This window comes from Halorubrum distributum JCM 13561, assembly GCF_000337395.1.
Classification (GTDB): domain Archaea; phylum Halobacteriota; class Halobacteria; order Halobacteriales; family Haloferacaceae; genus Halorubrum; species Halorubrum distributum.
Map to the genome: position 1 here is coordinate 54,482 of NZ_AOJF01000001.1, position 23,024 is coordinate 77,505.

Genomic DNA, 23,024 nt, shown 5'->3' on the forward strand with positions numbered 1-23,024 from the left:
TATGCAAACGGCACTCACCTACCGGACGAATCGCGACCTGTTCTCGAACTACTACCTGGACGAGCACCTCCCCGAAACCGAGGCGTGGGACGAGCTTAGCGACGAGGACCTCCGCGAGGCGAAAGCGGACATCATGGACCTGTGGGAGCGCGAGAAGGGTACGGCTCCCAAGCGTAACGAGTCCCAGCTCGAGGAGAAGTTTATCCGGCCGATGTTCCGGAAACTGGGTATCCCCTTCGAGGTCGAAGAGAGTACCAGCCGGACCCAGCGCCGTCCCGACTATGGCTTCTTCGAGACCGAGGACGCCGCACGCGGTGCGTTCGAGCGCCGCGAGGAAGGTGGCGATTTCTACAAGGACGCCGTCGCCGTCGCGGACGCCAAGCGCTGGGGTCGTCCGCTCGATACCCGCGGGAGCGGGGAACACGAGCGGGACTTCGAGAATCCGAGCTACCAGATTCACGTCTACCTGCAGGAGACGCCGGCGCGGTGGGCCGTCCTCACTGACGGGAAGAAGTGGCGGCTCTACTACGGTCCGACGAGCCACCGCCTCGACTCCTACTACGAAATCGACCTGCCGACCGTCCTCGAAAAAGGCGATCTTGAGGATTTCAAATACTTCTACCTCTTCTTCAGGCACGGCGCATTCCTCGAGGACTCCAGCGGCGAGTGCTTCCTCGATGAAGTCTACGACGAGTCTAATGTCTTCGCCCAGGAGTTGGGAGAGGACCTCCAGGACAACATCTACGAGGCGATCAAGGTGCTCTCGGAGGGATTCATGCAGTACCCGGACAACGACCTCTCCGAGGACGATCTCGACCTCATTCACGACAGTTCGCTCATCTACCTCTACCGGCTCATCTTCGTGCTCTACGCAGAAAGTGAGGGTCGTGACCTGCTCGATACGAACAACGAGATCTACGAGGAATCCTACAGTCTGAATACGCTCAAGCAGGATGTCGCTGAAGAACTCGACAGCCCGAATCCGAAGTATCGCGACTGGCAAGACAACCTCTGGGACCGACTGGACGAGCTGTTCAAACTCATCGACCAGGGGAGCAAGTCGCGCGGTATCCCGGAGGAGGACCTCTACATCCCGGCGTACAACGGTGGGCTGTTCAGAACCGATCCCGACGAAGACGACAGCGTCGAAGCCCGGTTCCTCGCGAATCACCAGGTGGGCGATGCCTATCTCGCTGAGGTCATCGAACTGCTCACCCGGAGTCAGAACGGCAACGGCGGCGGGAAGATCTTCGTCGACTACTCATCGCTGGACGTCCGCCACCTCGGGAGCATTTACGAAGGGCTTCTCGAGTATCAGCTCGACGTCGCCGACGAACCGCTCGCGCTGGAGGACGGTGAGTACGTGCCCGCCGGCGAGGATGACAAGGTGATCGTTGAGGAGGGCGAGGTCCACCTTACGACTGGCTCTGGCGAGCGGAAATCTACGGGATCGTACTACACGCCGGAATACGTCGTTGAATACATCGTCGAAGAGACGTTGGAGCCCCTGGTCACAGAAATCCGGAACGACCTTATGGCACAGAGTGCCCGGGGTGAGCGTGGCTTTGCAGCGGAATTCGCAGAGCGCATTTTCGACCTCAAAATCCTCGATCCTGCGATGGGAAGCGGCCACTTCCTGACGAGCGCAATTGACTACCTCGCTCGTGAGATCATCGATGCTCAGGAGCGGCAAGCTGCACAGCAAGGGATCGAGACTGTCGACGAAGAGCATGACATCAACTGGGCCCGTCGGCAGGTCGCACAGCGCTGCATCTACGGAGTTGACCTAAACCCGCTGGCCGTCGAGCTCGCGAAAGTGTCCCTCTGGCTTCGGACGCTCGCAGCTGAACAGCCGCTCGCGTTCCTGGACCACCACCTGAAGACGGGGAATTCGTTGGTCGGGAGCGACATTGAGGAAATTGAGGAACTGGAGTCCGATGCTGGTGGTGACGGGCAGAACGCGACACTCGCTGACTTCGGTGTGGCCCGGAAGGGGACCATCGAACAGCTAATGCGAATCTATCAGGACTTCATCGCCATCGAGAACCAGGATCTCGCTGACGTCAAGCAGATGGAGGCCAAGTACGACGAGTTTGAGCGGAATAAGCTTCGACAGCGGCTTGAGGCTATGGCGAATGTCCGTACAGCGGAAGACTTCGGATTAGACAACATTCCAGATGATGCCTACGAAAGAATGGCAGCTTCACTGGAAGATGATGAGGAATGGAACACGCTCGCTGAAATGCAATGGTATCAAGATGCTCAAAAGTGGGCAGATCTTGATAACTACTTCCATTGGAAGTTAGAATACCCAGAAGTATTCTATACTGCGGATGGGGAAGATGCTGATGATCCTGGGTTTGATGCTGTTCTCGGGAACCCGCCGTATATGCGGATTCAAACGATCAGAGAGGCAAATCCTGATGTTGCCGATTATTATATATCACGCTACGAATCTGCGACTGGGAACTTTGACATTTATGTTAACTTCACAGAACAGGGATACGATCTCCTTTCTGAAGACGGTATATTGGGTTATATTGAACCTCACAAATTCTTCCAAGGGGACTTTGGTGAGGGCCTTCGAAGTTACCTTTCTGAAGAACAGGCACTCTATCAAGTCACTTCGTTTGGTCACAAACAAGTATGGGATCAAGTTTCCGTCTATACCTGTATCCTATTATTGAGGAAGGGGAATAACGACACCTTCCAATACGCACAAACAAACCCTGAACAGCTGATTACAGACAAGTCAGTTGAACACCGAGAAATACCCGCAGATTATTCAGAAGAGCCATGGATATTCCGTACTGAGGAAGTTAAGGAAGTACTGGATACTATAGAACAGGCAGGACCAACGTTAGAGGAAACTACGGACATATTTGTCGGGTTACAGACAAGCGCAGACCGTATTTACCTCTTAGAGCAAACTGGAGAGACAACAGATGATGGGCTAATCGAAGTAGTGGATCAAGTTGATGAGGAGACGTGGCATCTTGAACCCGATCTATTGAAACCGTTTCTTAAAGGAGAGGACGTACATCGGTATGAGCCTCTGAATCCGCGATACTGGGTGATCTTCCCGTATCATATCGATGGCGACAATTCAGAATTTGTTGAAGAAGATGAATTGGAAAAGAAGTATCCGAGGACCTACGAGTACCTCAAGCGACATGAGGAGGATCTTAGAGGGAGGGAGGGTGGCAAAATGGACCATAATCGGTGGTACGACTATGTCTACCCAAAAAATCTGACGGAGTTCCAGAAAGAAAAGATCGTCACGCCAGAGATCAGCTATGGCCCCAACTTCACGTACGATCCTGATGGGACTTACCATACTACGAAGGTTTATGGCCTCCTCACGCAGGAGTCAACACAGCTCTCACCAGAGTACATATTAGCAGTCTTGAACAGCCCCGTTCTCTGGTTCTTCCTAAGTAACACGGGCTATACTCTGCGAGGGGGATACTTTACCTTCAAGACCAACTACCTCAATCCCTTCTCTCTCCCAGAGATCTCAACTGATGCAGATGAGGCTGCTTTGAGTCGGTGCCACGAGTGGTATGACGAATTCGTTGAGGGCAGTACTCAGGTGAGATGCCCGGTGCTGACGGATGAGCTTGAAGTTAGCAGTGGGGCCACCCATGATTTCCTCGGCTTCCTGGTTGAGGAAATAATCCGTCTTAAAAACCAGCACCATGAGCTGAATCTGAATATTTTAGACTACTTTGGCTCCTATTCAGACGGAGATCAATTAGGTGAACTCGCTGAGTATCAACCTCCGACTGGAGTTAGCGATTCAATCATTTCGGAGACCACTGAGACACAGGACAGCCTTAGGGCTGAAGACGTGAGGGTCAAGGAGTCGGGTTCCAAGATTACGATCGATATTACTGCACGGTACAAACCCGAAGAACCGGAGGAATATGAAACCGATCAGTGGGGGTACACAGAGACTGATTACTATTCGGCAATGGAATTTGTAGGCTTAACTGAGGAGAAAGCGACTCTAATCAAGGAATTCGTTCCTGTGGCCATTGAGAGAGGTGACGGATTCGCTGGCTTCCGTGAGACGGCAACGAAAACCAACTCGCCTGTTGATAGGCTCGAAAGTCTCACACTCCCCGAGTTATCTGATATTTCCGATGGCTTAGATCGATATCTTACGACTAAGGAACGAGCTGATGAACTGAAGGACAAAATTGAGAAATCAGATAATCTTGTAAATCGTATTGTTTATACTCTCTATGGGTTTGAGGAGGATGCGGTCGAACGGATTGAAAATACATTAGAGGATGACTGACTTCGAGGTCGGCGATCAAGTCAAGTTCGCCGGCGGGCGTGGAGAAATCACGAAAATCGAGCAACGGCCCAACGGTGGGCATCTCCTCCACGTCTACACCGCGGAGGGCCAGCTCCGCAAACTCCCCAGCGGCCTCCCTCACATCGAGAAACTCGACTCGCTCGTCGATCGCCTCGCAGCAGGCCAGTCCGACGCCCCACTCCACTACGACCTTCGAGAGCGGGCGATCCGGCTGGATCTCGCCTACAAGTACGATCGATTCCTCTCGCTGACCAGCAACCGCATCGAGATCGAACCGTACCAGGTACAGGCCGCCTACGAGATCCTCAACTCCTACGACCACCGCTACCTCATCGGCGACGAGGTCGGCCTCGGGAAGACCATCGAAGCCGGCATCGTCATCGAAGAGCTCATCGCTCGCGATCGCGCCGACCGGGTGCTCATCGTCGCGCCGGCGCCGCTGACCGTCCAGTGGCAGGAGGAGATGCGCGAGAAGTTCGACCGCAACTTCGTCATCTACGACCGCGAGACGGTTCGTACACACCGAAAGTCCCACCCCAGCCAGAACGTCTGGAAGCAAGAGGACCTCATCATCACCTCCATCGACTTCGCGAAGCAGACCACCGACGACCCCGAGTCGGACCGCGTCTCCGTCCTCGATGCCCTCCAGAATCTCGACGAGGAGTGGGACGTCGCGGTCTTCGACGAGGCCCATCACCTTACGGCCAGACGGTCGAGCGATGACTCAATCGAGCGGACACAGCGATACCAAGTTGGTGAGGCCGTCGCCGACAACTCCGATGCGCTGCTGTTGCTCACCGGGACCCCGCATAAGGGGAAATCAGACCAGTTCTACTTCCTCGTGAGCCTGCTCGATCCGTATCGCTTCAGCCACGAGTCGCAGATCAGTCCCGAGGCGCTTGAGGACCTGATGATCCGCCGGCTGAAGGACGATATGTACGAGACCGACGGGACCCGAATGTTCCCCGAGAAGAACATCGAGGCACTCCCGGTCGAGATGACTCGCGAGGAGCGGAAGCTGTACGACGACGTCACCGAGTACATCCGCGAGTACTACAACCTGGCCCAGCAGGAGGAGAACCAGGCGGCGGGGTTCACGATGGTCATCTACCAGAAGCGGCTGGTCTCGAGTATCTACGCGATCCGGAAGTCCCTCGAAAACCGGATGCGGGCGATTCAGAACGACGCCGTCGCAGAAGACCTCCCTGACGAGGTTCAGGACCTCATTCCGCGGTATAGTACCGAACCCGAGACGCTCACCGACGCAGAACGCGCTCGGGTCGAGGAGGCGCTTGAGACGGTCACGATTACGCTCAATCAGTCGCAAGTCCAGCAGGAGCTGGACCGCGTGAAACAGCTCTGGCAGCAGGCTAAGAACATCGAGACGGACTCGAAGGCCCGATTGCTCCGGCAGTTCGTCGACCGCATTCTCTCAGAGGACCCCGACGAGAAAATCCTGATCTTCACCGAATACACGGACACGCTGGAGTATCTACGTGACGAGGTCTTCGCTGATCATGATGTCGCCCAGGTGTACGGCGACCTCGAGCAGTCCCGTCGACGGGAAGAGATGAGCAAATTCGAGGAGGAGGCCAACCTGATGCTCGCGACCGACGCCGCCCAGGAAGGGCTCAACCTCCAGTTCGCCCACATCATGGTGAACTACGACCTCCCGTGGAATCCCATCAGGATCGACCAGCGGATGGGGCGGCTCCACCGCTACGGCCAGGAGCACACGGTCGAGATTCGGAATCTCTTCTTTGCCGATACCCGCGAGAGCGAGATCCTCAACCTGCTCATCGAGAAGACGAACCAGATCGAGTCGGACCTCGGGATGCGCTCAGATGTCCTCGGTCGCGTCCTCGAGGATGTCGACTTGGACGAGACGATAATGGCGGCTATCGCTGAAGGGGAGCCGACTGAACGTGTCGTCGCCGATATCGAGGCGACCATCGAGGAGAAACGCGAAGCGATTCAGACCGTCGAAAACGAGTTCCTGATTCGCGACCGCTTCGACCTCTCCGGCGAAGACGATGAGATTCTCGACGTGATCGAACGCAGTCAACACGGCGAGGTGTCCGAGGACGATATCGAGACGCTCGTGCGAGTGTTCTTCGACGAATTCGGCGGCTCTATCAAGGGCGTTCGACCGGGGCCGGCCAGGATGGAAGGGGACGTGTTCCAGTTGGATGTCCCTGACGTCCTGAGTGGAAATCAGGTAGCACGACAGTACCCACGGGCCACGTTCACCAAGGATATCGCGATGGAGGAGGATGATGTCGAGTTCATCTCGCTTGACCATCCTCTCGTCGAGTCGCTCATCGAATTCTGCTTGGACAGCGACCGGATCCAGGGTGAAATTGCGACGAAGGTCGCTGCGACGGCGTCTCGAACGCCTGGAATCCTGTTCAATTACCGACTTGGCTACGTCTCCGGTGCCGGCGACGTGGTGACTGAGAAGTTCGTTCGCCTCTACGCTCGCCCGGATGGCAGTGTAACGACGGATGTTCCTGAACTCTCGAAGACGGTCGCTCCCAGTGACGTCTCGTTGTCGCACGAGGTTGATCGGCTCTCGAGTATGGCTGAGGACCTCTGCGAGGCCGCAGAGATGGAGGCGTGGACGCACGTTGAGTCGTTTGCTGAAGAGGCCCGAACCGAACGAGAACGGGAGATCGAAATCAAACGTGAGCACGCTGAGCGATACTTCGAAGAGCAAATCGAAGAGTGGGAGGAGCGGTTAGAGCAGTACCAACGGCGGGCTGAGCAGGGTGCGGATATGTCCGCGCCGATTGGGAACGCGAAGCAGAAGCTCGAGAGTCTACGACGAGAACGTGAAGAGGAGCTATCCAGGCTTGAGGAAGAGAAGCACGTTACTCCCCAAGAACCGGAATTAGTAACAGCGGCGTACGTCGTCTCTCCTACAGAGGCAAAGGACGAATGATATCTATTGCGAACGCTGTCGGGTCGGGAGATTTGGGTGTGGAACTCGACGTCGCCGAGGTCGAGTCCGATTTGGATCTGCCATACACCGAATACGACCCTTCGAACTACCATGGTCTCTATCTTCGGCTTGTTGAGGGTGGTCCGCTCATCACGGTTTATCGGAGTGGGAAATACATCATCAGTGGGTGCTCTACGTTCGAACAGTTGTACGAGACGAACGACGCGTTCCTCACAACACTGTCCGAGTTGGACATCGTAGATGCAGAGACTGAAACCGGATTCACGGTACAGAACGTTGTCTGTACGGCACAGCTGGACGACCCGGTCGATCTGAATACACTCTCTATCGCGTTGGGCTTGGAATCCGTGGAATATGAGCCAGAACAGTTCCCCGGTCTCATCTATCGGCCCGCTGACCACCCGGCCGTTCTCTTGGTTTTTGCCAACGGGAAAATAGTCATCACAGGGGCTTCTGACGTGGACACTGCCGAGGATGCGTTCAAGCATCTTCAGAAACAGGTGACGACCTACCTCGAACAGTAACATCTCTGCATTCTATGCGAAAAAACGTCTCTCGTGGTTCGTAAAACGACGCTTCTGAACACCTGCTTGTCGAACTGGTTGTCGGAGGTGGTAGTAGTCGATAGAATTCTCTCCAAGCCCGTCAGGTGTGATCGTCTTCAAAGCGCCCCTCATCCAAATATGACCTCAGACCCAGCGGATATTCTCGATGACCTGGCTGACCAGGTCGCCGAGGAATTCGAGGCGTACAGACAGCCGGACGAATTCAAAGACGTATCGCTTGTCATCGACAATAACGATCCAGACCGGCCAACGCTGATCGTTCATGTCGAGAGAGAGGACGCTGATACGCTGGCCGATGAAATCGAGAACTTCCTGCAAGAACGGGGTGCTCGAACTCAGCGCGAACGACACTCGGACACAGATGTCCGAGTGCTAGCGACCGTCGGCTGAGTTCTCAGTCCTCTCTGCTTTATTTTGGTCCCTCTCGGTAAGCCACTCCTAAGCTGTCAGTCTCGCCAAGAGTGAAGTGAGACCGATATCTTGGTAGGGAGTGTTCGATGGATTCAACGCTTCTCACCGGTCCGAAACACGCCCGATTGGAACGACGGGCATTTCAGCGGGCTGATGACATCGCCACCGATTCGCTGGGGAGTATTCTCTACATAACGCGGAACGACGCTCGCCGGGGTATGGTCGAGGATCGCTGGGCCGCGTCCCACGCACCCCTCCGTCTTCGTGCCGAGACGCTCGATGCGGTCGTTCGGGAGTGGTATGAGGAGCTCCACGGTCCGGTTCAACCCCTCTCCGGGCAGCTGAACCGCCGGCTGGCGGAGTATGCGCTTGACAGAACGACAGCTCAAACAGATGGCGCTCTCGCCGGCGAACCGGCCTCGGCCGCTCTCGCGGATTCGTTCAGTAGTCGTTTCTCACTCTTCGATGACGCCGGTGTCGGGACCGCCGACGCACTGGCGGCGGAGTTCGAGGGCTCAGCCCTCGATGATCGTATCGCGGCAGCTACTGTCGACGCGTACCGCCACTACCAGGACCTCCATGCTGACTACGTTGATGAGTGGGTCTGTACCCGAGGAGAGATGTTCGACGCCGTCGCGACGGCGGACCAGTCATTATCGACGCTCTCCCCGGAACTGGATGTCGTCGTCCTCTCCGGGTATCACGAGTTCCGTCCTGTCGAACGACGCCTCATCGAACGCCTCGTCGACGAACTTCCAATGATCGCGCTGCTGCCGCTCCACCAAGATGGCCGGAGCGGAGTCGACGCCGTTGCGGAGGACGCCTTAGAGGTCTACGAAGCACTTGACTTTGAGACAGTAGAACTCGAGCCCGTCGACGAGTCAGGGCGGGCCTTCGGAACGATCACGGAAGCGCTCTATCGCCCGGACCCCGACACCGTCCCTTCTCCAGACGCTCTGGGATGGCGTGAACTCCCGACGCCCGAGCGCGAGATTCGCTTCGTCGCTCGCGAGCTCCGGACTGAGTTGGCCAATGGTCGCGACCCCGACGACTTGGCCGTCGTCGTCCCCGGGACCGAGGCCTATTCGGGGTACGTCGAGGACACGTTCGATACGTTCGACATCCCGCACGTCACGACCGCCGCCTCACAGCTGAACCGGACGTTCACCGGGAGTGTCGTCCACGATCTCCTGAACCTCGCCGAACCGGATCCGCGGGCCGAGGACCTCACGTCCCTGTTAGCAAATCCACTGGTTGACGTCGTCGACACCGACCAAGCCAACGCTGTCACGGCAGCTGCTCGCCGGCGTGACACGGTTTCTGTGTCACCCCTGCTCGATGACGTCGACGGCGAGGCGGCGGCCCTAATCGAGGAGCTGCTGGCCACGCTAGAGACGCTCCGAACGGAGGACATCGAGGGCGCAACCGAGACGCTCCGACGACCGTTGGACGACCGGTTCGACCTGGAGGCGGCGACAGAGGACTACGCCAGCGGCGCCGAGCAAGCCGTCGAACAGCGAGCCTACGACCTCGTAGACGAGGTCCTCTCCTCGTTCGAGTCGCTGGCGGCGGTCAATAGCGAACTCTCCCCGTTGGCACTGTTCACCCGTGCGTTCGATGGTGTGCCGATCCGGATTCCGCAGCGCGCTGCCGGCGGCCACGTCGAAGTTATGGGGTTGCTCGACGCTCGGATGCGCTCGTTCGAGAAGGTGTTTCTCGTGGGCCTGACGAGCGAGCACTTCCCGGTGACGCCGGAACGCCCGGCCTTCTTCGAGGAAATGACCGACGCCCACCCCCGGTTCGACACCGGCGACGAGCGCCTCCGTGGCCGCTATCTCTTCGCGACGCTCCTCGCGAACGTCGACGAACTCACGATCACCACACCAGAGACGGGCGACGACGAATCCGCCGTCGTCCGGTCGCCGGTGCTCGACGAACTCCAGCGCGTGACCGGCATCGAACCCGAAGACGGCGTCGACGACCGCGTGGGCTCCCGCGAGGACCTACAGCGGCATGTCGCTGCAACGGCCGACCGGCGTGCGGCAGTCAGCCGCGCCGGCGACCGAGGTGATCTCTCCCCCGAGCAGACCAAGCGCACGGATCGGGGACTCCACTGTGCGGACAACAGGGGAACGACTGGCCTCTCCGAACACGACGGCGTTTTAGAACCCGAGACGGTCGATGAGGTATACCCTCCGTCGGCGCGGGAACCCTACAGCGCGAGTCGAATCGAGCGATACGTCGAGTGTGGGTTCAAGTTCTACGCTGACGAAGTGCTCGGAATCGAGGATCCGGATGACGTCGAGGTCGTCCCTACGCCCCTCGAAACCGGATCGTACGTCCACGACGTCCTCGAACGGTTCTTCGCGGATATACAGGACGAGACCGGGGACGGTGTCGATCTCACGGACTTCGACCGCGAGGACCTGGCGACACACCTTCGCGAGATCGCCGTCGAGGAACTCCGGGGTGCTGACTTCGAGTACGATGGCCTGTTCTACGAGCGGTGGAAGGTGGAGCTCTTTGCGGGCCTGGGGGAGCGCGAGAGCGCCCCGTACGAGGCCGGGAGCAAACCCCACGATGCACCGGAACAGGGGTTGTTCGCTACCTTCCTCGACAACGAACTCTCGCGGGACGGCGCCGCCCGCCCACACTTGTTCGAGGCCCCGTTCGGCGAGGGGCTTCCCGACTCGGATGGTGGTCCGTTCACGGTGGAGCGACCGGATGGTTCGACCGTCTCGATTCGTGGATACATCGACCGCGTCGACGTGAGCCGGGACGGCGAGCAACCGACGCTTACACTCTACGACTACAAGACTGGGCGAGCACCGTATATGACGAAGACGACCGGCGGCACGAAGTTCCAACTCCCCATCTATCTGCTCGCTGCCGCCGAGGTCGTCGACGGTGATCTCTTCGAACAGGGCTCGCTCTCGGCGACGTACTATCAGGTGCGACCGCCAAACGACCTCAAGGTTCCACGCGGCGTCGAATCGAAGTTCGATTCAGAGGTCGAACTCCGCCGGTTCCTGAACGATGTCGTTCCGGAGTGGTTGGGCCAGATCGACGAGGCGATCGGCAACGGACGGTTCCACACGACGCTTCTGTCGGCCAGCGGAGCGAACTGCCGATACTGTGACTACCGTCGGGCCTGCGATGTCCGCCATCACCGCAAGCGGGAGTTTGTTGACGAGGTTCACGAGGACGACGCTGCGTACGTTCCGCTACGTGTTCGCGACGACGAGGACATCGAGGCGGTGATGAGCGATGACTGAGGACCCCGAGGAGATTCAGCTCACAGAGGAACAGGAGGACGCGCTCGTCCAGGGCCGGAATGTCGCGATCACTGCCGGTGCTGGGACGGGGAAGACGACAACGCTCACCGAGCGGTACGTGACGATATTGGCCGAAAACCCATCGCTCACGCCGGAGAACATCGTCACGATCACCTTCACGCGAAAGGCTGCTGCCGAACTGACCGAGCGCGTTCGAGAGGAGGTGTACGACCGGCTCGAGGCTGTTGACTCACCAGAGGCCTACCACCGCTGGCGAAACGTTCTTGACGACCTGGAAGACGGCTATGTCCACACCATTCATGCGTTCTGTACCCGGCTCCTACGAGAACGAGCCGTCGAGGCTCCGGTCCCGCTCGGCTTCGACGTGCTCGACGAAGACGGTGCTACGACACTCCAACGCGAAGTCGTGACGGAGTTCCTCGAACGCCACCAGGACGATGATGACGTCGCGCTCCTCGCGCAGCTCTGGGGTCGCGACCAGCTGGTCGATGTACTCGCTGGATTACTCGATGAGCGCCCGCAGAGCGAGGCCGTCCTCGATGAGTGGCGTGATGCCGAGGTCGCCGACTACGTCGATATCTGCTGGGAGGTCGTTTGTGATCTCGACGTCGCCGCCGCCCGACAGACGCTGTATGCGGACGGGCTCCTTGACCAGCTACGTACGGTTGCGGACCGTGTCGACCGCGAGGGCGCTATCGCCGACGAAGACGGTCTTCGGGCCTACCGGACCTTCTCTGAGGTCGCGACGACACTCTCGGACGACCCCGAGGAAAGCGATCCTCGCGACTGTCAGCGGGCAATTCTCGAGCTGTACGAGGTCTGTGAGAAGAAGAACGGCGGCCTGTACAGCAGTTCGGGGTACGTCGTCGGTGACCGGGACGATTGGGGTGAGTACGGTGACGTCTATGACGACCTGAAGGACGCCATCGACGCGGTCATCGCGGCCGTCGAACCGCACGCGGATGCGGTCGAGACGACGCCGGGGGAACTGGAAGCGAATAGCGCTCACTACGCGTTGGCTCTGATGCGGGTCTTCGACGACGTCCTCGCAACCTACACCGACGAGAAGGAGCACCGCGATACGCTCGACTTTCCCGACGTGATCGAGACGACCCTTGAGTTCCTGCGAGCCAACGATGCCGTCACGGAGCGGCTTCGAGAGCAGTTTGCGGCCGTGATGGTCGACGAGTTTCAGGACACGGACCCGCGTCAGTGGAAGTTGGTCAAGCTCCTCACGGGCGTTGACGAGCAGGCGGCGTCGAACGTCTTCCTGGTCGGCGACGAGAAACAGAGCATCTACGGATTCCGTGGGGCCGACGTGACGACGTTCGGGGATGCGCGCAGAGAACTCCAGACAGTCAACGAGGCTCGTGGAGTTGGCGACGTTCCCGACAGCGATGCCGAGAGTCCGACCGCCCTCGAACTCTCCGGGAACTTCCGGACGCTGGTCGAGCCGCTATCGTTCCTGAACGAGCTCTTCGAGTACCTGTTCCAGCCGGAGGGCGACCGCCACGAACCCTATGAAGCGCCACCTCAGGGACTGAGTACGCAGCGCGACCGTGTTGAGGACATCGAGGGTCTGACCGGGAGCGTTGAGTATCTCGCTGTGCCCGACGACGCCGATACGGCAGCGGAGCTCTTCGGCGACGACCATCCGGTCGCCGAAGGTGCGCTGGACCACACTATCGAGGCCGAGGCGCAAGCGCTCGCTGCTCGACTGACCCACCTGTTCGACGATCCGCCGACAGTCCAAGACCCCGATACAGGTGCCCATCGTGACGCTACTCCCGACGACACGGCTATCCTCCTGCGCCGGCGAACTCATCTGGACCGGTATCAGCGGGCCCTCGAGGAGTACAACATTCCCTATACTGTCGTCGGTGGCGTGGGGTTCTACGATACGCCTGAGGTCCAGGCGCTCACGAACCTGCTTCGAGTACTCGGTGATCCACAGGACGACGTCTCCCTCTACGGGGTGCTTCGGTCGCCGCTGTTCGGATTCGCGGATGATCGCCTCGCACCGGCTGTCGCAGAGGCCGACTCAGTATGGGACGCACTCGCCGAGACGGACGATCCACAGCTCGCGGACGCGTTCGGCCTCCTCACAACGTGGCGGACCCTCAGCGGCTGTGCGACGCCGTCCGAAGATGGCGTCCTCCCGTGGAACCGCCTGCTGTCCCGAGTGATCGACGACACGGGGTATCTGGCGAGTGTGAGTGCTGACGAACGCGGTCGACAGGCCGTCGCGAACGTCGAGAAGTTCCGCGACCAGGTCCGTACTTGGAGCGAGAACGGTGTTCACACAGCTGCCGGGTTGCTCCACCGGATCGACCGCCAAGCCGAGATCGACCCTCGTGAGGGGGAGGCAGATATTCCCGGTGACGCCGAGGGCGTCCGGATTATGACGATCCATTCAGCGAAGGGACTCGAGTTCCCGATCGTCACCGTCCCCGATCTCGGGAGTGACCTCAACTTCGGTCGCTCCGTCGACGACCATGGGTACGTTCGACTCGTGGACGGAACTGATGACGCGCCGCCGGTGCCGGCAGTCGGCGGGCCGAATCCGGGCGATGCGTTCTCCATCGAGAAGACGGCCGTCCACGAGTACGCCGACCGACGGTCGCGTCCACAGGAGCGGGCGGAGTCGAAACGCCTCCTCTACGTAGCGTGTACACGAACGCGCGATCACCTCCTTCTCTGCGGCACGCACGATATCGATGTCGACGAGTCTGGTACAATCGAACTCGGCGAGCCTGCAGCCTTCGACGACGCAGACCGGTGGCGCGACTGGTTACAGCCAGCCCTCCTCGACGGAGCACTCGTCGCCGAGGCGGTTCGTGACGGACAGGCTCGTGGTGAGATAGATGGAGCCAGCTATACTGTTCACAGGCTGCCGCGCCCAGTAGACTGGTACACCGACGACGACGCTGTCGATTCAGCGCCGGAGATATCGATTCCCTCACCGCCGTCGTTAGCGCCGGCGAAACGGATCGCGGCGACGACCCTCGTGAATGCGGTGGCGGATGCGTCTCCAGACGGTCACAGTTACTCTCAGCATGAGGAATCGGCCGGCCTGAGTCCAACGACGTTTGGGACGGTCGTCCACCGGATCAACGAACTTCGTCCACCGAGAGACGAGTGGACCACCCTGATCCGTCGTTTGAGCCAGATGGCTGGTGAGGAGCCGACAGAATCGGACCTCCGTGATGCTGTCAACCACGCTTCTGATGCAGTCGAATTTGTTGATCACATCGAGTCTGATACTCAGCCTCAGGAGGTTTACGACGAGTACTCTGTTGTCGCTCGAATCGATGAGTCGCGGATTGTCGGTGATATCGACCGGCTGCTCGTCACGCCAGACGCATTCCACATAATCGACTACAAGACCAACGAGCTTTCAGCTACGACATCGGATGAGCTCGCGGAACACTATCGACCGCAGATGCTCGCGTACGCTCTCGCTCTCCTCCAACATGACCGGAATCGTGACGTGCGAGCTTCACTCCGGTTTACTGACGAGGGGATAGAGGAGCGGTTCCATTGGGAGTCGGATCAGATGACGGAGATGGAATCTGAACTACGCTCAATGGTGGATTTGGTGGATTAAGCCTCTGTTTTCGCCAATTCACCCACCTTGCGATAGGTCAGGACAAGCTCTTGGTGGGACCCTTCGAGAAACGAATAGAACGAACGAAACGAACGCACCGAGAGTATTTCGAGTAATGAATGAATTTACTGGAACGAGCCGAACCGACGCTGGAACAGAGTGTTCGGTGAACGAAACGAGGAAAACGAGAGAAACGAACAATATGATGAAAATGAACGAAACCCCTTCAACGAATGGAACGAACAGTTGGTTTTAACATCGTAGTAATCCTCTCACCGAGTGAAACACTCTCACTGAACGCACCGAACTAAACGACCAAAACGAACGAAACGAACACAATGAGAGAAACGAAGATAATGACCGACACCAATACCGCACGAATCACGGTGGCGAATCAGAAAGGAGGCGCGGGGAAAACAACCGACGTCATTCATACTGGTGGCGCACTCGCCGCCCGAGGCTACGACGTCCTCCTGGTCGATATCGATTATCACGGCGGGCTCACCTGCTCGCTTGGCTACAACGACCTGTACTACGATACCGACCGTAAGACGCTGTTCGACGTCCTCGACTTCGACCAGATGGAGTCGGTGAACGACATCATCGTCGAGCACGAGGAATTCGACATTCTTCCCGCCAGCGAGAAACTCGCGAACAACAAGAACATCCAGACGCTGCTTGAGGCGCCGAAGAGTCGCGAGCGGTTGGAGATGACTCTCGACGAACTCGAGAAGGACTACGACTACATCATCGTCGACACGCCGCCATCACTGAACGTCCTCACCGACAACGCCCTCGTCGCGACCGGCAACGTCGTCATCCCCGTCATTCCCGAGAAGCTCAACGCCAACAGCCTCCAGATTTTCGCAAAGCAGCTGAGTTCCCTCGAACAGGCGTACGGAGACATCAATCGGCTCGCGATTGTCTGTAACCGCGTCGAGCAGAATGCTGAACACCGCGACACCATCGAGGAGATCAAGTCGGCGTACTCCCTGCCGGTGTTCGAGATCCCGAAGCGGACCGACCTCTCCCAGTCGATCGGCGAGGGGGTGTCCGTCTTCGGCTTCGGCAAGGAGAACCAGCGCGTCGAGGATGCACGCGACCTGTTCAACGAGATTGCCGATCTGTTCGACGAGACGTTCGAGAAGACTGCGCCTGAGGAGGTGAAAGCATGAGCGACGGCTGGGGTGATGCTTCCGGCATCGAGGGCAACTACGAAGAGGAGGACGACGAGGCTGATTCCAGCGAAACGAGTGAGGTGAGTGAAACGGTGGAAACCAGTTCATCGACCGAAACGACCGAATCGACTTCAACGAGTGAAACGAACGAAACGAGCAAAACGAAGACGAACATCAAGGACGAGTGGAATGGGCGGACGATCTACATTCCCGACGATGTACTCGACGAGATGGAGGATACCTACCTCGAGTCCCAGCTGAAGCTCCGCAAGGCGGGCCAGGACGAGTTCAAGAAGAACCGCCACTTCTACCCGCTACTCGTTCAGTTCGGTGTTGAGGCGCTCTCTGAGGCAGATGCCGAGGAAATCCAGACTCGGCTCTCGGAACTCGACGACTAATGACCCCGCGCAGAGCGAGGCCCGAGAATTTGTATAGCGATATACGATATACAATTTCCTGTAGTGCGGAATTCCGAGGGTAAGAGACTCTAGACTCCCGAATTCTCCCGATGGGTCGAATACCGAATGTGGTCCTGATTATGCCAATAATCACGACCACTTTCAAGTACCCCGACGCCGTCGGTGAAGCACGAATGCTGCAACCGCCTCACGACGGCGCTTCCCCCGGGGTAGAGGCTCCGAGACCGGGCCCGCAGGACGGTGGAGGGCCGGTGGATGCCTGATCGAGCGCTTTCGACGCCGCTCGACGATAGCTTCGAGCGCTACCTCCAAGACAAGGGGAAAGGCCGCGGCGGCGACGGTGGGAACTATCGACGTAACGCTGCACGCGAGCTCGAACGGTTCGCCGAGTGGGCCGCCGGCGACCGCGGCGCCGACGACTGGACCGGGATCGTCCCCGACGATGTCGACCGCGAGCCGACCTTCGACGATCTCGACGAACGCGTGTTCCGGGAGTACGCCCGACATCTCGGTGGAGATCGGGGACTCAAGCAGAACACAGTACAAACCTATTACCGCTATATCTCTGCCTGGTGTGGCTGGTGCGTCAACGAGGGATATCTCGAGGCGCATTACGCGCAGCGGGCCAGTGCGATGGCGCCGCTGCCGGAGGACGACGGCCGCAAGCCCGGCGACCAGCAGGCCTGGACGTCTGAACAGCGCCACGCCCTCACCCGCCACGTCGACGAACGGGCCCGCGACGCTGTCGAGGCGTACACGACACTCCCAGAGGATACTGACCCCCTCGACAAGCAGCGAGCACGCTACGCGGCGCTGAAGGCGACTCGTGACCGGGCGCTGGTGTTCGTTCTCGCGTACACAGCTGTCCGCGTCGGCGAACTGCTCCGGGATCCGAACGACCCGCGCCGGCGCGGCGTCCGCTGGGAGGACCTCTCGCTCGACGACGGGAGCATGGACGTGTACCGGAAGAAACAGCAGTGGGACGCCGCCAGTCTTCCCGATCCGGTGATCTCGCCGCTGCGGAGCTACCGCCAGCTGATGGACCCACCGACGGGGCGCTGGCCGGTGTTTCCCACGTTCGACCAGCGGACGCTCGCAGGGCTCGTCCAGGATGAGCTCGCCGACCGAGGGGAACATACGGAGGCAATCGCCGAACGCCGTGAGGAGTACGCTCGCGACCTCCTCCTGGCGCTCGATGAGGATATTCGGCCGCCCTCGATTACGACGGACGGCACACGATCGATTCTCCAACGGCTCTCAGAAGCTGCAGAGATAGACATCGACCATCCGAAACACGATTACCTTGCTCCACACGGCGGCCGGCGTGGAATGGGTGAAGTTCTCGTTCGAGCATTCGGATACACGGTTGCCGCCCGGTATCTCGACAATTCAGAGGAGATGGTGAGAGAGCGGTATTCACATATCGAGGCCGGAGAACTCGGTGATGTCGCTACTGAGGCGCTCGAGGAGATCGATAGTATACCGTAGTAACATATTTCGAGTGTGAGGGGTAGACCGTCGCGTTCACACCGCGTCGACGGTGAACAGCGAGTCGTCGCTGAGGACGACCTGTACCCGGCGGTGCCAGGCGTCAGCAAAGGCCTCCCGTTGCTGGTCGCTTGCCGATCCGTCGAGAATCCCCTGGAGGTTCCCGATCGCGGGTCCACCGCCAGGAACGTCGCTGACGTGGTAGGCCACTTCGACGGTCTCGTCCGTGTCGGTTCGCCGGAACCGGAACGTCGGGTCCGCCGTGTCCGGGTCGAACGCGTCGAAGACGAGGAGGTAGCGGCGGCCGCCATAGCCGCCGGCGAGCCCGCTGAATCCGTCATCGCCGGTCGCGCCAGTCACGTACGAGATGATGCGGCTCATCACGCCGTACGCGGCATCGTCCTGCGGGCCTGCCGTCTGGACCTCGATTTTGCTCCGGACTGGATAGTCGTCGGGATACAGGGCGTCGAGCCCGAGCTGGACGATCCGGTAGGCGCCCGAGGCTGTCGGACAGGAGTGGCCCGCTTCTTTCACCGCGTCCCGGTAGGTGACGACGAACGGTTCGCCCGGTTCGAGGACGCCGAGGGCCTCCGCGACGGGGTCGCGGATTTCGATCGGGTCGACGTCGTAGTCGACCTGCCAATTGGTTCTCGTCTGGGTCGTGTCAGTCGCAGTCGAATTCGATGTCATGAGTTGTGGTTGTGATCGTGTCTCGTGGTCAGTAGCGGAGCAGTCGCATCCCGTTGAGGATGACGAGGAGGACGCTGGCCTCGTGGACCAGCATTCCCGACGCGAGGGTGACGTAGCTGGTGAGCACGCCCGCGAGGAGGACGGTCACGGTCAACACTGCCAGCCCGACGTTCTCGAGGACGTTCCAGCGCGTCGCCTTGCTGAGTTTGACCGCGTACGGGATTCGTTCGAGGTCGTCGGCCATCAACGCCATGTCAGCCGTCTCGATGGCGGTGTCCGTCCCCGCAGCACCCATCGCGATGCCGACGTCGGCGGTCGCCAGCGATGGCGCGTCGTTGATGCCGTCGCCGACCATCGCGACGACGTGGCCGTCGGCCTGGTAGCCCTCGATGACGGACTGCTTGTCCTCGGGGAGGAGTTCGGCACGGTACTCGTCGATACCGACCTCCTCGGCAACGGCAGCGGCCGTCCGCTCGTTGTCGCCGGTGAGCATCACCGTCTCGATGCCAGCGTCTTGGAGCGCCGCGACGACCCCAGGAGCGGCCTCCCGGAGCTCGTCCCGCATCGCAATCGCGCCGATGATGTCCCCGTCCCGAACGACGTGGACGACTGTCTCGCCGCGCCCCTCACGCTCGCGGACGTAGTCGGCGACCCGGCTGGGGACGTCAATGTCGCGGTCGGCCAGCAGTGCGCGGTTGCCGACAACAACTTCCTGGCCATCGGCGTGGGCGATGACGCCCTTACCAGCGACCACGTCGAAATCGTCCGGATCGGGAATCGACCGGAGGCTGGCGTCCGTATCGTCCGCTTTGGCAACCGCCGCCCCACCGTCCGTCGCAGCAGTCGGGCGCTCGCGGGCTGCGTCGACGATGGCGTCGGCGAGGTGGTGTTCGCTCTTCTTCTCGGCGGTCGCCGCGAGCGTGAGGACCTCGTCATCGGCGATACCGAAACCTTCGATGTCGGCCACGGTGGTCTCGCCCTTGGTGAGGGTGCCGGTCTTGTCGAAGGCGACGAGGTCGATCTTGCCGGCGCGTTCGAGGTGTTCACCGCCCTTCATCAGCACGCCCGATCGGGCGGCGTTGCCGATGGCCGAGACGATGCTGACTGGCGGCCCGATCACCAGCGCGCCCGGACAGCCGATGACCAACAGCGTCAGCGACAGGATCGCGTTCTGCGTGACTGCATATGCGCCGATGGCCAGTACGATGACGGCCGGCGTGTAGTACTTCGCGAACCGGTCGATGAGACTCTCCGTGGGCGACTGGGCCTCTTGGGCCTCCTCGACGCGACGGATGATACGTTCGAGCGTCGTGTCCGAGCCCGCACCCGTCGTCCGGATTTCTAGCGCGCCCTCCTGGTTGACCGTCCCGGCGTAGACGTCGTCGCCGTCGGCCTTGTGGACGGGCGCGCTCTCGCCGGTGACCGGCGCCTGGTTAACGGCGCTTTCGCCGTCGACGACCTCGCCATCGACCGGAATCTTCCCGCCCGGCTTCACGACGACGACCTCGCCCGCTTCGACCTCCCGGGCGGGAACCTCTTGGAGTTCCCCGTCGCGACGGACGGTGGCCGTGTCGGGCGTCATCTCTAGGAGCTCCTGGAGGGCCGTCCGGGTCTTCCGCATGGTCCGGCCCTCGAGGTAGCTCCCGAGACTGAACAGGAAGACGACGGCGGCAGCCTCCCAGTACTCTCCGATGACGATGGCACCGATAGCGGCCAGCGTCACCAGCGTCTTGATACCGAGCGTCCGGCTGGTGACCTCGTGGTAGGCGGTCTTGGCGATGTCGTAGCCACCCACGATTGTCGCTAGGACGAGGATGGCGGCGCTTGCCATCTCGAAACTCGTGAGGTAGCCCAGACTCCAGCCACCACCGTACAGCAGGCCGCTCGTCGCAGTGACGATTGCCTTCCGGTGTTTCCGGTAGTACTGCGTGATCGATTGATTGTTCATGGTGTTAGGCGGGCTGGGGCGTGTAACCCTGGTTTTCGATGGTCTGTGCGAAGGCGTGGGGATCAGCGACGCTGTCGTCATATTCGATCTCGACGCGGCCGGTGGCGTAGTGGACTTCGACATGCTGGACACCGTCGACGTTCGACAGGGCGCGTTCGACGGTGCTCGCACAGGTCGGGCAGTCGAAGTCGAGGACGCGGAACTGGGTTGTGTCGCTCATTACAGTTTGAGGTAGTGCCCGTACCCCAATAAGTATTTTTTAGATGATATGTTTGAATACGTATATGGGTGATTGGAACAGTTAAACGGGTCGTCTAGGGCTTTCGGTATCACGAACCCAGCAACCTGAGTTCAAAGCAGCGTCCCGCTAGCTTTTCCCGCCTGCTCATACTCAGTTCTCGTATGAGTAGTTCCGGTACCGACCACCGGCTTGAGGACATCGCGGTGCGAGACACCCGGGTTTCGGACGCCATCGACGAACCAATGCGGGCGATGATTCTCGATATCCTCTCTGAGGAGGCGCTCACCGCAACTGAGGTCCACGGCCATTTGGAGGACCGCGGCGTCGACCGCACGGAGAACACGGTTCGTCATCACATCAACGAGTTACGGGATGCCGGTCTCGTCGATGTCGTCCGCTTCGAGGAAGGGCGCGGTGGGACGACGAAGTACTACCACGCGAATACGATCGTCCTCTCGTACTCGCTGCCGGCGTCAGCCGATGACGTTGTCGAGGAGATGATCGAGGCCGTTCAGCCCCAGATTGGGGATGCACTGTCTACTCTCACAGAAGACCACGACGACGCGATAGCGGAGATCGTCGCAGATATGCAGCCGTGTGAGCACTGTCAGACCCAGAAGTACGAAACCTACGTGCTCCTGACTGTCCTCCGCCAGGCGTTCGTTCGTGCGCACCGAGATTCTTGAGCTTGCGCCCTGTACTGCTGTCAAGGCCTCACTTCACCGTGTGTTTTAGTTATCCGGCGATATCCCTCATACACAGCTGGCAATCCGAGGGGAAGTGCGAAGACTCCGAACCCGAGTAGGATGTATCCGGCTACATGCCGGCGTCGCACAGCTAGAACTGTCGCGGCGACGCCGACGAACGCAATCAGATAGGCAAGATTACTCCAGAGCACGTTGTACGAGGAGCAGTATAGCCAGCAGACGACCGTGTAGGAGGGAGCGTTCCAGGTCGGCGGATGAAGCTTCGGCCAGAAAAACCGGCAGTATGTCGTCCAGCTGAGCATCGCGAGCGCCGGAAGTCCAGCAAGCCACATCGGTGTTCCGAACGGCATCCAGTCTCCGAATCGTCTATAGCCAGCGAGGAACAGCGCGGGAAAGCCCATAATCCACAGCCAGATACCGATAGTGTAGGTCACCGGCCAGTGTTCGATCCGGGGCTGTGCAATCGGTAATCGTAGAGACTCGGGCAGCGTCGCCCACGGGAACGAGGGATCGGGAATGGGATTCGTGAGGAACGCGACCAGACAGAGTCCAGTCCCGATGAGGAGCCCGTATAACCCCACCGTCGTGTATCAGTCAAGCCATGCTGGAAGCTGCGGACGGGTCGACTGTTGACGGTGATCAGGGAGGCTGGCCATGCTTCAGCTGTTTCGAGTCAACTGTCTCGTTCGAGTGCCTCGCGTCGCTGTTCGTATTCCTCGTCAGTCAGCTCCCCGCGAGCGTAGGCAAGCCGAAGCTCTTCGAGTGCTTGGTCTGAGTCACTCGCATCTCCCGTGACTGTGCGATAGATGAGGTACCCACCACCGACGAGGGCGGCGAGGAACAGCAGCTGCATCACGATGCCGACGATGAACATCCAGCCAGGCATCGTCCCGTCGCCCCACATGTGACCGCCCCACATCCCGCCCATCATCGGACCGAGCCCCATCATTCCGAAACCCATGAAGAACAACGGGACGATGAAGACGGCACCGATGATAACGAGGAGGAGCGTAACAAGTCGCGTATCGTCTGAATTTGTCGGCATATTGTGATCCCTCCCTGAGTTGGGGTTCTCAGATTATACTACGCACTAACTATTCAATGCGGTTGTGCCTTTGACCTGCGTGTTCCACCCACCACTATTCTTTTGAATACCTACTCACCACGGCTCTGACCCGAACTATCTG

General features: G+C 59.5%; 15 protein-coding genes. 10 read left to right on the forward strand and 5 right to left on the reverse strand.

Annotated features, from left to right (window positions below; translation table 11 throughout):
• The first annotated feature begins 1 nt into the window (after window position 1).
• The 9 genes from C470_RS00245 to C470_RS00285 all read left to right on the forward strand — a co-directional run bounded on the left by C470_RS00245 (window position 2) and on the right by C470_RS00285 (window position 18,251).
• Window positions 2–4,303 (forward strand): Eco57I restriction-modification methylase domain-containing protein, encoded by a 4,302-nt coding sequence (locus tag C470_RS00245; protein WP_008364367.1) that lies wholly within the window; start codon window positions 2–4, stop codon window positions 4,301–4,303.
• Window positions 4,296–7,265, forward strand: a complete 2,970-nt coding sequence (locus C470_RS00250) for a DEAD/DEAH box helicase (protein WP_008364369.1) — start codon at window positions 4,296–4,298, stop codon at window positions 7,263–7,265. Before C470_RS00245 ends, C470_RS00250 begins: the two co-directional genes overlap by 8 nt.
• Window positions 7,262–7,810 carry a TATA-box-binding protein gene (locus tag C470_RS00255; protein ID WP_049908458.1) on the forward strand — a complete coding sequence of 183 codons (549 nt, stop codon included), beginning with the start codon at window positions 7,262–7,264 and terminating at the stop codon, window positions 7,808–7,810. The genes C470_RS00250 and C470_RS00255 overlap by 4 nt, the downstream gene beginning before the upstream one ends.
• Window positions 7,811–7,969: 159 nt before the next feature.
• On the forward strand, window positions 7,970–8,242 hold the full coding sequence (locus C470_RS16445; RefSeq protein ID WP_082226617.1) for a hypothetical protein: 273 nt from the start codon (window positions 7,970–7,972) through the stop codon (window positions 8,240–8,242).
• A 239-nt stretch (window positions 8,243–8,481) separates the two neighbouring features.
• Window positions 8,482–11,538, forward strand: a complete 3,057-nt coding sequence (locus C470_RS00265; protein ID WP_008364375.1) for a PD-(D/E)XK nuclease family protein — start codon at window positions 8,482–8,484, stop codon at window positions 11,536–11,538.
• Window positions 11,531–15,166: a UvrD-helicase domain-containing protein gene (locus C470_RS00270; protein ID WP_008364378.1), complete on the forward strand. Its 3,636-nt coding sequence runs from the start codon at window positions 11,531–11,533 to the stop codon at window positions 15,164–15,166. The genes C470_RS00265 and C470_RS00270 overlap by 8 nt, the downstream gene beginning before the upstream one ends.
• A 356-nt stretch (window positions 15,167–15,522) precedes the next feature.
• Window positions 15,523–16,341: a ParA family protein gene (locus tag C470_RS00275; RefSeq protein ID WP_008364379.1), complete on the forward strand. Its 819-nt coding sequence runs from the start codon at window positions 15,523–15,525 to the stop codon at window positions 16,339–16,341.
• A complete protein-coding gene (locus C470_RS00280) occupies window positions 16,338–16,742 on the forward strand; it encodes a hypothetical protein (protein ID WP_008364381.1) in 405 nt (134 codons plus the stop codon). The genes C470_RS00275 and C470_RS00280 overlap by 4 nt, the downstream gene beginning before the upstream one ends.
• Before the next feature lie 276 nt (window positions 16,743–17,018).
• The gene (locus C470_RS00285) at window positions 17,019–18,251 is read left to right on the forward strand and encodes a phage integrase SAM-like domain-containing protein (RefSeq protein ID WP_049908477.1); all 1,233 of its coding nucleotides are present in this window, start codon (window positions 17,019–17,021) and stop codon (window positions 18,249–18,251) included.
• A 36-nt stretch (window positions 18,252–18,287) separates the two neighbouring features.
• On the opposite strand, the gene C470_RS00290 is transcribed toward C470_RS00285, so the two are convergent.
• From C470_RS00290 to C470_RS00300, 3 genes are read right to left on the reverse strand one after another with little or no spacing between them, the layout of a single operon-like run.
• Window positions 18,288–18,941 (reverse strand): hypothetical protein, encoded by a 654-nt coding sequence (locus C470_RS00290; RefSeq protein WP_008364385.1) that lies wholly within the window; start codon window positions 18,939–18,941, stop codon window positions 18,288–18,290.
• Window positions 18,942–18,969: 28 nt separating this feature from the next.
• On the reverse strand, window positions 18,970–20,889 hold the full coding sequence (locus C470_RS00295) for a heavy metal translocating P-type ATPase (protein WP_008364387.1): 1,920 nt from the start codon (window positions 20,887–20,889) through the stop codon (window positions 18,970–18,972).
• Window positions 20,890–20,893: 4 nt separating this feature from the next.
• Window positions 20,894–21,109, reverse strand: a complete 216-nt coding sequence (locus C470_RS00300; RefSeq protein WP_008364388.1) for a heavy-metal-associated domain-containing protein — start codon at window positions 21,107–21,109, stop codon at window positions 20,894–20,896.
• A gap of 182 nt (window positions 21,110–21,291) precedes the next feature.
• On the opposite strand from C470_RS00300, the gene C470_RS00305 reads away from it, so the two are divergent.
• Window positions 21,292–21,816: an ArsR/SmtB family transcription factor gene (locus C470_RS00305; RefSeq protein WP_008364390.1), complete on the forward strand. Its 525-nt coding sequence runs from the start codon at window positions 21,292–21,294 to the stop codon at window positions 21,814–21,816.
• Between the two features lie 20 nt (window positions 21,817–21,836).
• Here C470_RS00305 and C470_RS15165 read toward each other — a convergent pair whose 3' ends face one another.
• Window positions 21,837–22,271 carry a hypothetical protein gene (locus C470_RS15165; protein ID WP_239638545.1) on the reverse strand — a complete coding sequence of 145 codons (435 nt, stop codon included), beginning with the start codon at window positions 22,269–22,271 and terminating at the stop codon, window positions 21,837–21,839.
• Between the two features lie 239 nt (window positions 22,272–22,510).
• Entirely contained in the window at window positions 22,511–22,882 is a 372-nt protein-coding gene (locus tag C470_RS00310) for an SHOCT domain-containing protein (protein ID WP_008364392.1), read from the reverse strand.
• Window positions 22,883–23,024: the final 142 nt, after the last annotated feature.